This window comes from Streptomyces sp. NPDC088554, from assembly GCF_044752945.1.
GTDB lineage: Bacteria > Actinomycetota > Actinomycetes > Streptomycetales > Streptomycetaceae > Streptomyces.
On the sequence record NZ_JBIVMF010000014.1, the window covers coordinates 114,538 to 129,043 of the forward strand.

The following is a 14,506-nucleotide window of genomic DNA, read 5'->3' on the forward strand; positions in this document are numbered from 1 at the left end:
TCGCGTCCACCGGGGTGGTCAGACGGGGGATCCGCTCCCGGAGGCCGACAGCGCGCGCCGCCGGCCCTTCGAGGCCGCGCTGATCACTTGTGCCGCCTGGTAGGCCACACGGCGCACGGCGGGGGCGAAGCGGACGCAGTCGAAGCGGTGGCCGGCCCCGGAGACGGAGAGGGCAGCGACCGGCCGGCCGGCGGGCCCCATGATCGGGACGGCGACACAGACAAGGCCGAGGGCGGCCTCCTGACGGTCGTACGCGATGCCGTCCTGGCGGATACGCCGCAGCTCGGCGCGGAAGACCGCGGGGTCGGTGATCGTGGAGTTGGTGAGCTTCGGCAGCCCCGCCGAGATGGCCGCTTCCGCGGCGTCGTGGTCGAAGGCCAGCAGGGCCTTGCCGACGGCCGTGCAGTACGCGGGTAAACGGGCGCCTATGCGAGAGGGGGAGGGTGTGGCGCGGTGCCCGTGGATCTTGTTGACGAAGACGATGTCGGTGTCGTGCAGCACCGCGAGGTGAACGGTCTCCTGGGTCAGCACATACAGGTCCGCGAGATGTGGCAACAGTCGCTCGCGCAACTGCAGGGATCTCGGGCCGTAGACCCGGGTGCCGATATCGAAGAGCTGAGCGCCCAGCCGGTAGTCGCTGCCGACCCGTTCGACCAGGTCGTTGCGTTGAAGAATGCCCAGCAGCCGGAAAGCGGTCGACTTGGTGAGACTGGCGCGGCGGGCCAGCTCGCTCACGCCGATCTCCCGGTCCTGTTCGGCGAGGGACTTGAGCAGGGCGAGTGCCTTGTCGACCGCGGTCCGCTGATCCGACGGGACCGTTGGTTCCTGGGAAAGCGCGGTATCTGTGAGCAGGGTGTCGGAGAGTTCGGAGGTCAAGGGAGAGTGAACTGACATGGGGGCTCCCGGGATTGCACAGATGGCGCCATCAAAATGGACGCGCGTCCAATCTAGAGGCCCGTTTTCGGAATGTAAACGGTCGGGGACAGTGCGTCGATCGCGCCATTTCGGCGGGCCGCATCACGGCACGCGGGCTGGGCCGGGTGGCCGCGTCCGGCCTCTCCCGAGCCCCTGCGCCGACCCGGTACCGCGGGCCCCGAAGCGCCGCTCGGCAGGCCGTGTGCGGCGGCACCGAGCTACTGCGACCTGCGGAAATCGGGCGGCGGCGCGGTGGTCCCGTGCCCGCGTCCGGACACCTGGACCCCGCGCCGGCACCCGTGCCCGGAGCCGCGCTTGTACGCCCCGTCCGGCCGCCCACGGACGTCCCGCCGGGGTGCCGCGCCCGTCCGTCGACGTGAGCATCTAGGGGGCCCTAACCGGTGGACCGGTGGACGGCCGAGGTCGCGCGGCTCGACTCGTACAAGGGGCTCGCGAAGGAGGTGAAGCTCCGGTAGTACGGGCGGCCCGTGCGGACCACCCGTACTACCGGAGCTTCGCGTCGCGTCGGCTCAACAGCCTTACCGAAAATGTCCGTTGTGGCTGACGCGGCCTCGCGTCAGGCGCCTTTCCCCGCGCTCTTCCTGGGAGCCGGCAGCGGCATGAGCTCCTCGTGGAACCCGAGGCGTTGAAGCAGCGGTCCCGTCATGAACGTGGTGACCAGCGCCATGACGACCATGGCACTGAACAGACGGCTGTCCAGCACCCCGAGGCTCAGCCCCACGTTCAAGATGACCAGCTCGGTAAGTCCTCGGGCGTTGAGCAGCACGCCGAGCGTCATCGACTCGGCCCCCGAGGCGCCGGAAAGGCGTGCGGAACCGGCGGCCCCGACGAACTTCCCCACGCACGCCACCACGATGACGGCGACGGTCATGATCACACCGTGCCCACCGAGCCCGCCGAGGTCCACCGACAGCCCGGTCACGGTGAAGAAGACCGGCAGCAGGAAGAGACTGGTCTGCTCGATGCGCTCGGCGACCTGAGGGGCCTGCGCCTCGATGGGGCCACGAGGCACAACGGCACCGAAGGCGAAGGCGCCGAAGACCGCGTGCAGACCGATCTCGTTGGTCGCCCAGGCGGACACCAGCAGTCCGGTGACGAGGATGGTGTGGATGAGGGAGCTGCTGCCCGCCCACGGCCGCTCCGGAGCCATCACCCAACGCAGCCCCGGGCGCACGACGTACAGGAGGACGATCAGGAACAGACCTGACTCCACCACCATCTGCGCCAGCGGCCACGGTCCGCTCGCGGTGGCGATGACCACGATCACGGCCAGCACACACCACGCGAGGAAGTCCTGGATGGCGGCGCAGGCGAGCGCCATGGCGCCGATACGGCTGCGCTGCATGCCGCCCTCGGCGATGATCCGGGCCAGCACCGGGAACGCGGTGATCGACATCGCCGCCCCGAGGAAGAGCGCCGGGGCGAGCACACCATCGGTACTGAGCTGCGACTTGTCGTACCAGGGGAACAGGAGAACGGCGAGCCCGGCCCCCAGCGCGAACGGCAGCGCCACGGAACTGAGCGAGACCAAGGTGACCCGGCGGCCACTTCCCCGGAGACGGGCGAAGTCCAGTTCGTAGCCGATGCCGAACATGAACAGGACCAGCCCGAGTTGCGAGAGCGCCTGAAGAATCGGCCGCGCGTCCGCCGGGAACAGCGCTTCGACGGGGTCTCCCGGCAAGAGGCCCAGCAGGCTCGGCCCCAGGGCGAGACCGGCGACGATCTCCCCCATCACCGTGGGCTGCCGAATGCGCTTGGCCAGCCGGGCGAAGATGTACGCCGCGGCGAGGATCACGGCGAGTCCCGCGAGCATGTTCCCGGTGATGACATCACTGGAACCGGCGGCAATCAAAGAGTGGTCCAAGGTGATCAGTTCTCCCCGTTCGGAAAGGGCGCTGGCGGTCGTGGCAGGCCCAGCGGGTGGTTTCGGTGCGGCTGTCGAGTCGGCGGGCGTCGGCGGTCCGGGTGCGCGGAGCAACCATGGCGCGCGGGCCGGGCCGGTAGCGACTCGCCCTTCAGGTCGGTGACCTGGCATTCACTCAGGAAGCCCTGGTGGACAGGGGATGGACAGGGGGAAGTTCAGGCCCTTGGCCGCGGCCAGGACCCGGGCTTCGGTGACCTGCTCGGGCGCGGCCCGGTGCCGGGCACCGGGCTTCGGTGACCTGCTCGGGCGCGGCCCGGTGCCGGGCGGTGGCGCGCGACGGCAGCCGGGCTCCGACGGCCGGCTCCGACGGCCGGGTCCGGCGCGTCGGCGTCGGCGTCCGTCACCAGCCGCCACGGAGCAGGCCGCGTCCTCGTCGATGTCGGCATCGACGAGGGCCGTGGCCCACCCGGCCGGGACAGCGCGAAGCTCCCGTTCCCGGGCGGCCGGTGAGGCCACCCGTACTACCGGAGCTTCACCACCCGCTCCGCGAACCCCGCGGGCCGGTCACGCGCCCACGCCCGGCACCCCGGCGACCTCCCGCCCCGGCATGGCCGCCGAGCAGCGATCGGACACCCGTGCTCCGGATGTCCACGCTTCGGACGCCCCTGCTGGGGCCCGCGCGATCGGCCGCCCGATCTCGTCGGCCGCCAAGTCGGCCTCGGTCGTGGGCGTTTGGTCTGGTTCCGTGGCGTCGGCGTCGTGACCCGCCTTTCGAGTTCCAGCGCGGGGACGATCGGGTGGCCGGCCCCGGGACGGTCACGCCCGGCAAGAGCCCCAGGACGGTCCGGGGCCAAGGCCGGTCAGGAAGGTCTCCGCCGCGGTCGGCCCGGCCGGGTCCGGCTTCGGCCGGGCTCTGCGTGGAGTTCTCAGCCGGCGGTCTGCTCTACCTGCTTCTTGCAGGTGATCCAGAGATCCTTGATCGGGTTCTCCTGGGAGTCCTCGTGGTAGATCTCGACCAGGCGCATCAGCGACGCGTCGCTCTCCCACAGCTTGACCTGCTGCTGCAGGGCTTCGTCCGCCGGCTTGGCCTTGCACTCCTCGATGACCGTGCCGATCATCTGGCCCGTCATCTGCTCCATGAAGCGCACGTTGGCGGCGTACCGGGATTCCAGTTCCTCGTCCGCCAGGGGCTCGGTCATGCCGATGTGCAGCTGCCGCATGAAGTCGAGGTCGTAGTAGCGGACGAACCCGTCCGTCTCGCTCGACTGATCGATGCCGTGCCACTCGCGGAGGAAGCCCTGGGCCTGCCTGGTGACCTCGTGGAAGCGGGCCAGATCGGCCACGATCTGCGGGAAGTCGGCCAGGCGGCGGAACATGTCGTGGAAGTACAGCCAGCCGGGGCTGGCCCAGTAACGAGTCGTGTCCCAGATGATCTTCGACATCATGACCCTGGTATTGCCCATCAGCGGGTACTGCTTCTCGAAGATCGTCAGCCAGTCCTCGAACGTGGCGAGATACGCCTGGTTGTGGAACGCCGCCCGCTCCTCGACGTTCTCCCCGTCCAGGGCGCGGGTGACGAGATCGGTGATCAGGCCGTTGCCGATGCCGATCATGTCCAGGCCGGGCGAGTACAGCGGGTCGAGGAAGACCCCGGCCTCACCGGTCAGACACCACCGGTCGCTGGACATGACCTGCTCGCAGCCGTACGAGTAGTTCTTCATGACGCGGAAGTCCTGGAGCTTGTCGCGGTGCTGCTCGACCACGCGGGCGCACTCCGGCTCGTTCTCGCGCAGCCACTCCAGAGCCCGGTCGAAGCGATTCATGGTGGAGAACGGGTGCATGTCCGCATCGGTGACGATGCCGATGCTGATCGCGTCCGAGGCCAGCCGGATCAGCCAGACCCAGTAGCCGGGACCCATCAGGTGGTTGGTGGACAGCTCACGATCGCTGAACGGAACCTCGTGGTCGATCCGGGCGTGCCAAGCCGGGTCGTCCGACCATTTGTCGACGTCGATGGGGTCGCCGATCCGGAACCAGGCCGCGTTCGCGCGGTGCTCCACCTGCTTGAGCAGCCCGAGCTGACGCTTGAGCATCGACGACCGGCCCGTGGCGTCCAATGCCCAACGGGCCGTGATCCGGCGTTCGGCGCCATCCTCACCGACCAGGCTCAGCTGGTGGTAGTCCTGGTCCGGCCGCAGCTCTATCTCCTGCGTCTTCCAGCCGGAAAGAAACGTTACGCCGAGCGCCTGCACTTCCTGCCCCAGCGCGTTCTCCAGCCGTCCCCGGTCGAGCTGGTAGCTGAGGACCTTGTGGGGCGGGAAGGCGGTGTGCCCGATTTCGGGCCGACTCGCGATGGCCTCGTTGGTGTCGTCACTGAAGAACATGCGGATACCGAACTTTTTGAGCTGGTGCTCGTCCAGGTGATCCTTCAGCCCCAGCACGTCGCGCAGGTAGCGTCCGCCGATCTCGACCGTCGACTCGCCCACCTTGTGCGCCGCCTCGGGCACGGGGTGGTTCTCTCGCTCGACCACCAGGATGCTGGTGTCCGGGCGGGCCTGCTTCAGCTGAAGCGCCAGCGTCAGGCCGGCCAAGCCGCCGCCCATGATCGCCACGTCGTACACATCAGCCTGCTGTTCCGTGTTGTGCGCCATGCTCATGTCATACCCTCCTGCGGGGGCCAGCTACTGTCGATCGGGTCGGGTGCGCCGCCCTCCGGAAAGCCTTGACCAGATCGGTCGGCGGCGGATCGCCCCGCCACCGCTCGAACTGATCGCGGACGGCTTCCTCGATGTCCCTGCCGCTCAGCCGCTCGACGACTGTGACGACCAGCCGACTGGCTACGCGTTCGAGCGGCCGAACATCGCGTGAGAACCGTTCTGGAGCTTCTTGTCCGTCGGACCGGTCGCCATGTCTGTGTACAAATCGATGGGCAAGCCGAACAGGGGTAGAGGTCGGTGAAGATGTCGGGCCGTGGAGGGATCCATCGCTGATCGGCTGCCCTTCGCGTCCGGCACCCGAAGGGAGTCGAACAGCTCATACCGCATCAGATCCCCTGTCGTCCCTGAATGGAGAACTTGCTACCGGGCCGCTACCAGGAGATGGCCTGGAACACTTACATGTCACCCCGTCGTGCCACATAGCGGCACGACAAAGGGCGGAGCGCGGGTGGGCAGGGGCACTCTTGGGCTGAGAAATTCCGGAGAAGACCCGGAGAGGTCCCTGGAATGAGCCCAAGGAGGGGTCCACCTGTCCACCACATCCCGTACCAGGCACCTCTGGTGGTCCGTACTGCGCCACCGGACGGCACAGACGGCCCGGACCAGGCTGCTGGTGCTTCCCCACTCCGGTGCCGGCCCCAGCTCGTTGCGCACCGCGCTCACCTCGGTACCCGATGACGTCGAGATCCTCGGGCTCTGCCTGCCCGGACGCGAGCGCCGCTACGACGAGCCGATCGGCTGCACGCTCGACGACGTGCTCGACAGCTTCCACACCGAGATCCTCGGCCTGGAGCCGCTGCCCACCGTGGTCGTCGGACACAGCCTCGGCTCCATGCTCGCCGCCCGGATCGCCCAACTGCTGGACGACACCTGCCAGGCACTGGTGGTCAGCGGGCAGATCCCCGGGAGCACCCGGCGCCCCCCGAAGGCGCACACGGCGGAGGACCTGTTCCAGGAGGTCGAGACGGAGGCAGGACCTTCCGCCCAGATACTGCGGGACCCCCAGATGCGGCAGCGCCTTCTCGCCGTGCTGGACGCGGACCTGCGACTCGGCCGGGAGGCGGCGAACCTCGACTCGGTCCACGTCACCGTACCGGTGCATGTCCTCGGCGGGCGCTCCGACCGCTTGATCCCGGCGGACCTCCTGCCGACCTGGGCCGAGCACACCACCGGTGAATGCCGGGTCGAGCTGCTCGAAGGCGGCCACTTCGCCCTGCTCGCGCCGGAGAACAAGGAGACGGTCGAACGCGTCCTGCGGACGGCACTGCGACCGACCCCCTGATCGTCCCCCGACCGCCATGACCGCGCCGGTCCGGCCCCGACCGGCTCGCCGCGCGGCCGACCGGCGAGCCCGCTCCCCGTCGGATGACCGACGGCGGGCGAGGCGGGCAACCGCGGCCAGGTCGCGTCGTTCCCCCTGTGGACCTCGCCGCCGCCCCCCGCAGGCCGTCCGTGGTGAGGGTCGCCGTGGTGATGGTCGCCGTGGTGATGGTCGCTGTGGCGATGCCGTGCTTCGTCCAGGTCGGCGACGGGGAGCGAGCGCGCTCGCCGGAGGTGAGCGAGCCGGAGTTCAAGGCGTGCGCGGTACGGCCGGAGACCGTACGCCCCTGAGCTCGGCACGTGGACGACGACTTACACGGCGGTCAGCACGGTCGACGCTTCGGCCGCGTACATCGCCATCTCCTCCTCGGTGAACTCGCGGGGCTCCTTGAAGCCGATGCCGACGACGGCGAGCAGTCTGGTGGGGTCGTCCGGGGCGAAGACCGGGAGGGTGAGGGAGCCCCTCGCCCGGGAGGCACGGGCCGGCGGGCGGGCGACGCCCGAGGTGTCGGTCTGGAGGTCGGGGATGTTGACGGCGGCCTTGCGCTCGGCGGTGACGCCTGCCATGCCCTTGCCGATGACGACGACGGCGGCGCCGTTCGCCACGGCCGGCGGCAGGTTGTGTGCGGCGACGAGCACGATCTCGCCGTCCTCGGCGGGCTCCGACAGATGGACGGAACCGACGAATCCGGTGTGCCGCTCGACGAAGGCGGACAGCCAACTGCCCACTTCGGGAACGGCGTTCTTCAGGACGGTCTCGTTGAAAGTACCGGCAGTGGTCATGGTGGGGGTCTCCTTCACCAGGTGACGGGGAGGGTACGGAGGCCGTGGACAGCGCTGGTGGAGAGGGCGAGGCCCTCGGTTGGAACGGTCGCCCGCAGGCCGGGCAGCCTGTGAAAGAGGGTGGACAGGGCCGTCTCCAGTTCGATGCGGGCCAGGGACTGACCGATGCACTGATGCGGGCCGTGGCCGAAGGCGAGATGACGGCCGACGTTCCGGGTGATGTCCAGGTCTTCGAGATCGCCGAGGCCGTCGGCATCCGTTGAGGCCGCGGGGATGGCCACCGGGTCACGGTTGGCCGCGGGGATGGCCGCCTGGTCACGGTTGGCCGCGGGGATGGCCACCGGGTCACGGTTGGCCGCGTGCACGGCGACGACCACCCCCTCGCCCGCGCGTACGAGGACCCCGGCGACCTGGACGTCCTCCGTCGCGATCCGGCACAGCCCGGGGCGAACCTCGGTCAGGTGGCGGAGGAGTTCCTCGACGGCGTTCGGCCAGCCGGCCCCGTCCACACCGGCGCGCAGGGCGGCCAGTTGGGCGGGGCTGCGCAGCAGGGCGGCCACCGACAGCCCGATCAGGTTGGCGGTCGTCTCGTGGCCCGCCACGAGCAGCAGCGAGAGCATGCCGGTGGCCTCGTCGAGGGTGACCTCGCCGGTGGCGATCCGGTCCATGGCCAGCCGGGAGACCAGGTCGTCGGCGGGCTCGTGGACCCGCCGGGAGAGCAGCGCCCGGAGGTGGGCGTAGACGGCGGTGCGGGCGGCCGCCACCTCCTCGGGAGCGGCCGTGAGATCGGTCACGACCTCGTATTTCGCCCGGTAGAAGGCACGGTCCTGGTCAGCCACTCCGAGCAGTTCACAGATGGCGAGGGTGGGCAGCGGCAGGGCGTACGCCGCCACGAGGTCCGTCTCGGCCACGCCGCCGGCCGTCGCGGCGGCGACCATCGCGTCGATCAGGTCGTCGCAGATCCGCTGGAGCCGGCCGCGCAGCGCCTCCGTCCGGCGGAAGGAGAACTCGGGGATCAGCATGCGGCGCAGCCGGGTGTGGTCGGGCGGGTCCATCAGATGGAAAAGGCCCGGCCGGGGCTGCTGGGTGTACTTCCTTCCCCCGGGAAATCCCGGACGGCTCGCGTCGGCGCTGAACCGGGGGTCGGCGAGCACGGACCGGGCGTCGGCGCGCCGGGTGACGAGCCAGGGCGTACTGCCGTCGGGCAGGATGACCCGCCGCAGCGGCCGCTCGGGCTCCTCGGCACGCCAACGGGCGTATTCGGGAGCGGGGTCGAGGAGGGTACGGGGCAGGGGCAGGGCCGGGTAGGTCGTCATGCCCGCCCCTCGGCGGCCGTGCGGTCCACGGTCGCCCCGGTCGCCCCGGTCGTTCCCTTCGCTTCCGCCGATCCCGCCGATCCCGCCGGCCACAGCCGGGGCTTTACGTCCGTCGCCGTCAACTCCGTATGCTCCACGGCTGGTTCGGAGCACAGAAGTACGGGGCCGTGGTCGAGGTCGGTCGGGGCACGCCCGTGGCTGCCGCGGACGTCCGCCGGATCGAGCGGAACCGTCCGCACGCGGTAGCGGAAACCCGTTTCCTTGCGGGCGACTCGGCCGATGGCACGCGGTTTCACCGCCGGGACGGTGTCGTCCCACAGCGGTTCGGCGGGGTCGCAGCCGGGCTTGCGGTGGATCTCGACCTGGCGGGCGAAGTCGGGGGCGCGGTCGTCGTCCAGCCAGTAGTAGTAGTACGTGAACCAGGCGTCCGCGTCCGCCACGACGGCCAGTTCTCCCGAGCGGACCGGCCCCTGGGCCGCCTTACCGCCCGCACCCAACACCTTTTCCACGCCGTCGAGTTCACCGAGGCCCTTCGCGACCTCCGGTACGTCCGCCAGGTCCCGTACGCAGACGTGCGCCACCTGGTGGTCGGCGACGACGAAGGCGCCGGAGGTCCGGGGGGCGAGGCACGCCATGCCGTCCCGGGTGGGCACCTCCGGCAGCCCGGCCCGGCGCAGGGCGCGGTTGAGGTCGACGGGGCGGGAGGCCGGGGTGATGCCGTACTCGCCGAGCGCGACCACCGCCGCGCCGGCGGCGGGAAAGTGGTCGGTCAACGGACTCAGGGCATCGTCGGGTCGACGGTCGGCGCGGACGGATGCCGCGGACCGCGGCCCGGAGCGCTGGGGTCCATAGTCCATCTGCGGGGTGTGGACGAGGGTCAGGTCGGGGCTCTTCTCGTCGAAGAGGAATCGCACGGGCGGCTCACTCTCCCCCGCGCCGGATGGAGTTGCCCTCGAACGACGACGTGTCGTCCGGCTCCGGCTCGTCCAGGTCGAGGCGTCCGCTCTGGCCGTAGAAGGCGACGGGGTTGCGCCACAGGACGCGGTCGACGTCGTCGTCCCCGAAGCCGTCGGCGAGCATCGCGTCACCCGTCTTGCGGGTCTTCAGGGGGTCCGAACTTCCCCAATCAGCCGCCGAGTTGATGAGAACGCGATCGAGCCCGTACTTCTGGAGGATACGGACCATGCGCTCCTCGCTCATCTTCGTCTTCGGGTAGACGGAGAAGCCGGCCCAGCAGCCGCTGTCGAGGACCATGCCGGCCGTCAGCTCGTTCAGGTGGTCCAGGACGACGAGTTCGGGGGCGATGCCCGACTCCTGTACGACGTCCAGGCTCCGGCGCGTCCCGGCCTCCTTGTCGCGGTGCGGGGTGTGGACGAGGACGGGCAGGCCGTGTTCGACGGCCAGTTGGAGCTGGCGGGCGAGGACCTCGTCCTCCTCCTTGGTCATCGAGTCGTAGCCGATCTCACCGACGGCGACGACACGGTCCTTGGCGAGGTAGCGGGGCAGTTCGTCGAGGACGGGGAGACAGCGCGGGTCGTTCGCCTCCTTCGGGTTGAGGGCGATCGTGCAGAAGTGCTGGATGCCCAACTGGGCTGCCCGGTAGGGCTCCCAGCCGATCAGCGAGTCGAAGTAGTCGTAAAAGGTGTCGGGCGAGGTGCGGGGCTGGCCGAGCCAGAAGGCGGGCTCGACGACGGCCCGCACCCCGGCCGCGCGCATCGCCTCGTAATCGTCGGTGGTGCGGGAGGTCATGTGGATGTGGGGGTCGAAGATGCGCATGGTCACACGGCTCCGTGGGTGGTGGTGAAGGGGCGTACGAGAGGGGCGATGTCCTCGGGTACGGGGCGTCCGGCCGCCGCGCGCTCGCGCGCGAAGTCGCTGAGCATGCGGGCGAGTTCGGCGTCGGCGCGGTCGTCGAGGCCGGCCACGCGGTCGAGCGGGATCTCGTGGAAGACACACTTCAGGACGGCCTGGCGGTACTCGTCCGAAGGGAGGTGGGCCGCCGCGTAAGGGCCGAGGGCGGCCTCGATCAGCGCGCTGTCGTTGCAGCGCAGGGTCTGCCGTACGAGGTCCAGGAACCGGCCGGTCCCGGCTCGGTCGACCTGTGGCAACGCCCGTAACACGGCCCGCTGTTCGGCGGGGTCGCCGTAGCGGTGAAGCGCTCCCACCTCGTCGACGAGGGCCTGGTCGCGCAGGGGCAGCGCGGTCAGGAGCAGGATACGGGCGGCCTCGTCGACGGTTCGCCCGTCGGGCAGCGGGGCGCGTCCGCAGCGGCGGCGGACGGCGGGGAAGAGAGTGCGGATGGTGGTGGGATCGGTGGCGATTCCGGCCAGGGCGGTGTCCAGCCAGGCGCGGGCTTCGGGGGTGAGGGAGGTGAGGGCATCGGGGACTGCCGGGTCGGAAGAGGACATGGCTGGGGCGCCTCCGGCGGAAGGGTGAAGGAGACCGAATGCGGGGAAGGCCGCACGAAATGAGCGAAGGGGAAAAGGGGCTCAGGAAAGGTGAGACCGGTTTCGAAAGGAAAGGTCGAGGACTCGGAATCGGAAAGAGAGCGGTTCAGAAAGGGAAGGTTCGGAAAGGGTCGGGCAGCGCGGTTCAGGAAGGGGCCAGATGGCGGGCCTCGGCCCTGCGCAGGAACTCCAGGGAGCTGCGGGCGATGTCGGGGGCGTCCAGGGCGCCGCCCTGGATCTCGACGGACACCAGGCCACGGTGTCCGAGGTCGGTCAGCGCGGCCAGTACCGGCGGGAAGTCGATCTCGCCCGCACCGAAACCCAGATGCCTGTGGACACCGCGGACCATGTCCTCGATCTGTACGTTCAGCAGATGTGGCGCGGCCCGGGCGACGCAGTCGAGCAGAGACGGCGCCTCCACGCAGTGGGCGTGTCCGATGTCCAGGGTGATGCCGAACAGCTCGTGTCCGCCGAGCAGTTCACGCAGCCGCAGACACTTCGCGACCGTGTCGACGAACATGTGCGGCTCGGGTTCGAAGGCCAGCGCGACCCCGTACGCCTCCGCCGTATCCAGCGCCGCCCCGACACCCGCCGCCAGCCGCCGCCACGCCTCTGGTTCCGGCACCGCGTCCGGAGCCGGCCCGCTGCACAGGTGGACGGTGGGCGAGCCGAGTCCGGCCGCGATGCGGATGGCGCGCCGCAACAGGTCGATGCGCCGTTCCGGATGGTCCGACATCAGGGTGGGCCGGTGCTTGCCCCAGGGGTCGAGGAAGTAGGGCGCCCCGGTCTCGACCGTGCTGGTCAGCCCGAGCCACGCCAACCGCTCGCGTACTCCCGCGACTTGGCGGTCCAGGTCGTCGGCGTACGGGTCGAGGTGGTTGTGGTCGAGGGTGAGGGCGACGCCGTCGTAGCCCAGGTCGGCGAGGATGCCGAGGACATCGGAGAGGCGGTGGTGGGTAAACCCGTTGGTGCCGTAGCCGAATCTCAGGCCCATCGTCCGTCCTTCACCTCGCCCAGGTCATATGGCTTGTTCGCCCCAGCTGCCCCAGGTCGGGGACGCCCGCCTCGCCGGGCGCTGCGCCACCGGGTGCACAGCCCCCAGGAGCACGGCGGCGACGGTACAGGCGACCACCTCGCGGACCATGACGGCGGGCAGCACCGTCGGCAGCGCCGTGGACGACGGCACGGCCGCCGTCGTGGCGGGGGCGGGCAGCCGGACCGCTCGACCGAGTCGACGGGGTCGGAAAGTGCGGGCGGCTGAAACTTGGCGAGTCGTCGGGGTGGTCGGAAACCGGCGTGGGGGATCGCTTTCCGGTCGCTCATGACTCATATCATTACCGAAATTACTTGAAGATTAATATACGACGGATTGATCTTTTCTTGTGATGAACACGACAATAAGCCAATGTTAACGAGGCCTTCCCCAAGGGTATGCACAGCGAGTCAATGAATCAGGGGCGGGAACGCACCTACCGCCGGGGGCGCTCCGCCTCACCATCGAGTTCGCCCTCCACGACACCCCCGACCGCCGGGCATCACGCGCCCCGGCGCCTTTCAGCCACCCGCCACACCGGTTCCCGAAGCCGGGTCGCCGCTCGTCGACCCGGTCCTCACAGGCACCGGGACGAGCTGCTCCGGTCCACGCTTCACAGGTGCGGCACTCGGCCCCCACCTGCGCCACGGAGCCCACCGCGACGTACGACCAGGGCACCAAGCGCGCGTACGTCGGCCCGGACGGCCCGGCAGCGGACGATCGCAGCGCCCGCCAACTCCTCTTACCTAGCGATGAGTTGGTGACGGAGTACGCGACGATGGCACTCGGGGACGGTCCGAGAGAGCACTGAGGGCGCCGACCTCGTACCGCGTGACGACCCGGTAGGCGGTGCCCGGACGAAGGACCGCGCACGGATACCGTCCGCGTTTGGCAAGGTCGTACCCCGCGGTGCGGCTGAGAGACAGCGCACGGTTCGCCGCCTCCAGGCCAACAGCAGCGGGCAGCGCGAGCAGTTCCCCGCGCGTCGGCCCGCGGGACGCATCTCACGCTTGGCGATCACAGAGGATCTGTACCCCGCGAGGCGATCAACCGCCGCCTGCCTCCGCTCAGGCCACCACAGAACCCCAGGTCAAAAGCCTGACCTGGGGTTCCAAGAGCCGCCTTCGGAATTCGGACCCGAGACCTACGCATGACGAGTCGTCCGATCTTGTTCCACCGACGTCCACGCACGTCCACCGAACGGGTCGCGCCGCTGGTCACAGCGCTGATTGGGCATGCTGTCATTGACAGGATCGACGAGTACGGCCTGCCCGGTCTCTCCCGCGTGATCCTCGACTCCGCCTACGTGCGGGCGGAAAGGGGGGCGAACTCACAGGCCCGTGGACCGGGGCAGGCCGGGTTCCGGGATACACGTCCTGTCGCACGCGGTGAGACTCCCCCTGGCCGTCGGCCTGTCCGCCGCCAAAACCTATGACAGCCTCGGGCCGAAGCCCATGGATCCGGGGTGAGGCGGAGGGAACCTTCCGCAGCAAGCCCCGCAGGCAAGTGGTCGGGATGCCACAACCTTCGCTCCGGTGTCCACCACCAATTCCTCGGTTGGCCGGCAGCCGGTCCGCACGGTGGCTGCACGCTCGGCCGCCACATGGCCACCACGCCAATCCGAACAGCCTGAGAGAGATCGACGGCAAGGGGCAAAAGACCAGGTCACAGGCGCGTGAGGGCAGAATCACCACGGCCGCAAACCCCCAGACCCACGCATTGCGACACATGGACCACACCTGTCCGATTGGCCCGAATTCCAAGGTCAATCAAACAAGAAGCCCCAGGTCAGAACCTATCTGACCTGGGGCTTCACCGAGCCCCCTATCGGATTCGAACCGATGACCTACGCATTACAAGTGCGTTGCTCTGGCCAACTGAGCTAAGGAGGCGTGCCCGAGAAGTGTAACGGTCCCCGATCGTCGCTTCGCCAGATTTTCATCCCGCCCGGACTGCTGACAGATCGCAAAACGGGGGGTACCGTCACCTTCAGTTCACCCAGGTGGACTAGACCCATCTTCCGCGCTTCGCGGGAGAACCATTCCTTACTCGGATCGTCCGGCACGTTCCTGCCGGTGAGGGGACACATC

13 protein-coding genes, 1 tRNA gene and 1 pseudogene are annotated in these 14,506 nt (G+C 69.5%); 4 read left to right on the forward strand and 11 right to left on the reverse strand.

The window, feature by feature from the left end; all coding sequences use genetic code 11:
* Window positions 1-18: 18 nt before the first annotated feature.
* The 3 genes from ACIP8W_RS18240 to ACIP8W_RS18250 all read right to left on the reverse strand — a co-directional run bounded on the left by ACIP8W_RS18240 (window position 19) and on the right by ACIP8W_RS18250 (window position 5,457).
* Window positions 19-894 carry an IclR family transcriptional regulator gene (locus ACIP8W_RS18240; protein ID WP_401956238.1) on the reverse strand — a complete coding sequence of 292 codons (876 nt, stop codon included), beginning with the start codon at window positions 892-894 and terminating at the stop codon, window positions 19-21.
* A 598-nt stretch (window positions 895-1,492) separates the two neighbouring features.
* A complete protein-coding gene (locus tag ACIP8W_RS18245) occupies window positions 1,493-2,800 on the reverse strand; it encodes a cation:proton antiporter (protein ID WP_401956239.1) in 1,308 nt (435 codons plus the stop codon).
* Window positions 2,801-3,726: 926 nt separating this feature from the next.
* Window positions 3,727-5,457, reverse strand: a complete 1,731-nt coding sequence (locus ACIP8W_RS18250) for an NAD(P)/FAD-dependent oxidoreductase (RefSeq protein WP_401956240.1) — start codon at window positions 5,455-5,457, stop codon at window positions 3,727-3,729.
* Window positions 5,458-5,500: 43 nt separating this feature from the next.
* On the opposite strand from ACIP8W_RS18250, the gene ACIP8W_RS18255 reads away from it, so the two are divergent.
* From ACIP8W_RS18255 to ACIP8W_RS18265, 3 genes are all read left to right on the forward strand, one after another.
* Complete coding sequence (locus tag ACIP8W_RS18255) at window positions 5,501-5,668, forward strand: hypothetical protein (RefSeq protein ID WP_401956241.1); 168 nt, start codon at window positions 5,501-5,503, stop codon at window positions 5,666-5,668.
* A 378-nt stretch (window positions 5,669-6,046) separates the two neighbouring features.
* The gene (locus ACIP8W_RS18260) at window positions 6,047-6,799 is read left to right on the forward strand and encodes a thioesterase II family protein (protein ID WP_401956317.1); all 753 of its coding nucleotides are present in this window, start codon (window positions 6,047-6,049) and stop codon (window positions 6,797-6,799) included.
* Window positions 6,800-6,936: 137 nt separating this feature from the next.
* Window positions 6,937-7,128 (forward strand): hypothetical protein, encoded by a 192-nt coding sequence (locus ACIP8W_RS18265; RefSeq protein WP_401956242.1) that lies wholly within the window; start codon window positions 6,937-6,939, stop codon window positions 7,126-7,128.
* Window positions 7,129-7,149: 21 nt separating this feature from the next.
* Here ACIP8W_RS18265 and ACIP8W_RS18270 read toward each other — a convergent pair whose 3' ends face one another.
* From ACIP8W_RS18270 to ACIP8W_RS18300, 7 genes and pseudogenes are all read right to left on the reverse strand, one after another.
* The gene (locus tag ACIP8W_RS18270) at window positions 7,150-7,620 is read right to left on the reverse strand and encodes a GAF domain-containing protein (protein ID WP_401956243.1); all 471 of its coding nucleotides are present in this window, start codon (window positions 7,618-7,620) and stop codon (window positions 7,150-7,152) included.
* A gap of 14 nt (window positions 7,621-7,634) precedes the next feature.
* Window positions 7,635-8,936: a cytochrome P450 gene (locus ACIP8W_RS18275; protein ID WP_402203666.1), complete on the reverse strand. Its 1,302-nt coding sequence runs from the start codon at window positions 8,934-8,936 to the stop codon at window positions 7,635-7,637.
* Window positions 8,933-9,865 (reverse strand): annotated as a pseudogene (locus ACIP8W_RS18280) (alkaline phosphatase family protein); the annotation flags it as partial. The gene ACIP8W_RS18275 and the pseudogene ACIP8W_RS18280, both read right to left, overlap by 4 nt.
* The gene (locus tag ACIP8W_RS18285) at window positions 9,858-10,712 is read right to left on the reverse strand and encodes a TatD family hydrolase (RefSeq protein ID WP_401956246.1); all 855 of its coding nucleotides are present in this window, start codon (window positions 10,710-10,712) and stop codon (window positions 9,858-9,860) included. The pseudogene ACIP8W_RS18280 and the gene ACIP8W_RS18285, both read right to left, overlap by 8 nt.
* Window positions 10,713-10,714: 2 nt before the next feature.
* Entirely contained in the window at window positions 10,715-11,344 is a 630-nt protein-coding gene (locus ACIP8W_RS18290) for an EboA domain-containing protein (RefSeq protein ID WP_401956247.1), read from the reverse strand.
* Between the two features lie 184 nt (window positions 11,345-11,528).
* Entirely contained in the window at window positions 11,529-12,377 is an 849-nt protein-coding gene (locus ACIP8W_RS18295; RefSeq protein WP_402203668.1) for a sugar phosphate isomerase/epimerase family protein, read from the reverse strand.
* Between the two features lie 24 nt (window positions 12,378-12,401).
* Window positions 12,402-12,569 carry a hypothetical protein gene (locus ACIP8W_RS18300; RefSeq protein ID WP_402152749.1) on the reverse strand — a complete coding sequence of 56 codons (168 nt, stop codon included), beginning with the start codon at window positions 12,567-12,569 and terminating at the stop codon, window positions 12,402-12,404.
* 466 nt (window positions 12,570-13,035) lie between these two features.
* Here ACIP8W_RS18300 and ACIP8W_RS18305 point away from each other — a divergent pair, with 466 nt between their 5' ends.
* Window positions 13,036-13,227, forward strand: coding sequence for a hypothetical protein (locus tag ACIP8W_RS18305; protein ID WP_401956250.1), 192 nt, complete (start codon window positions 13,036-13,038; stop codon window positions 13,225-13,227).
* Between the two features lie 1,007 nt (window positions 13,228-14,234).
* On the opposite strand, the gene ACIP8W_RS18310 is transcribed toward ACIP8W_RS18305, so the two are convergent.
* Window positions 14,235-14,308: transfer RNA gene (locus ACIP8W_RS18310), tRNA-Thr, on the reverse strand.
* Between the last annotated feature and the right edge of the window lie 198 nt (window positions 14,309-14,506).

What these genes read in the sequence shown, in the direction of transcription:
- ACIP8W_RS18270 (WP_401956243.1), bottom strand. Translation starts at nt 7,620, where the DNA reads ATGACCACTGCCGGTACTTTCAACGAGACCGTCCTGAAGAACGCCGTT.
- ACIP8W_RS18275 (WP_402203666.1), bottom strand. Translation starts at nt 8,936, where the DNA reads ATGACGACCTACCCGGCCCTGCCCCTGCCCCGTACCCTCCTCGACCCC.
- ACIP8W_RS18295 (WP_402203668.1), bottom strand. Translation starts at nt 12,377, where the DNA reads ATGGGCCTGAGATTCGGCTACGGCACCAACGGGTTTACCCACCACCGC.
- ACIP8W_RS18240 (WP_401956238.1), bottom strand. Translation starts at nt 894, where the DNA reads ATGTCAGTTCACTCTCCCTTGACCTCCGAACTCTCCGACACCCTGCTC.
- ACIP8W_RS18285 (WP_401956246.1), bottom strand. Translation starts at nt 10,712, where the DNA reads ATGCGCATCTTCGACCCCCACATCCACATGACCTCCCGCACCACCGAC.
- ACIP8W_RS18290 (WP_401956247.1), bottom strand. Translation starts at nt 11,344, where the DNA reads ATGTCCTCTTCCGACCCGGCAGTCCCCGATGCCCTCACCTCCCTCACC.
- ACIP8W_RS18250 (WP_401956240.1), bottom strand. Translation starts at nt 5,457, where the DNA reads ATGAGCATGGCGCACAACACGGAACAGCAGGCTGATGTGTACGACGTG.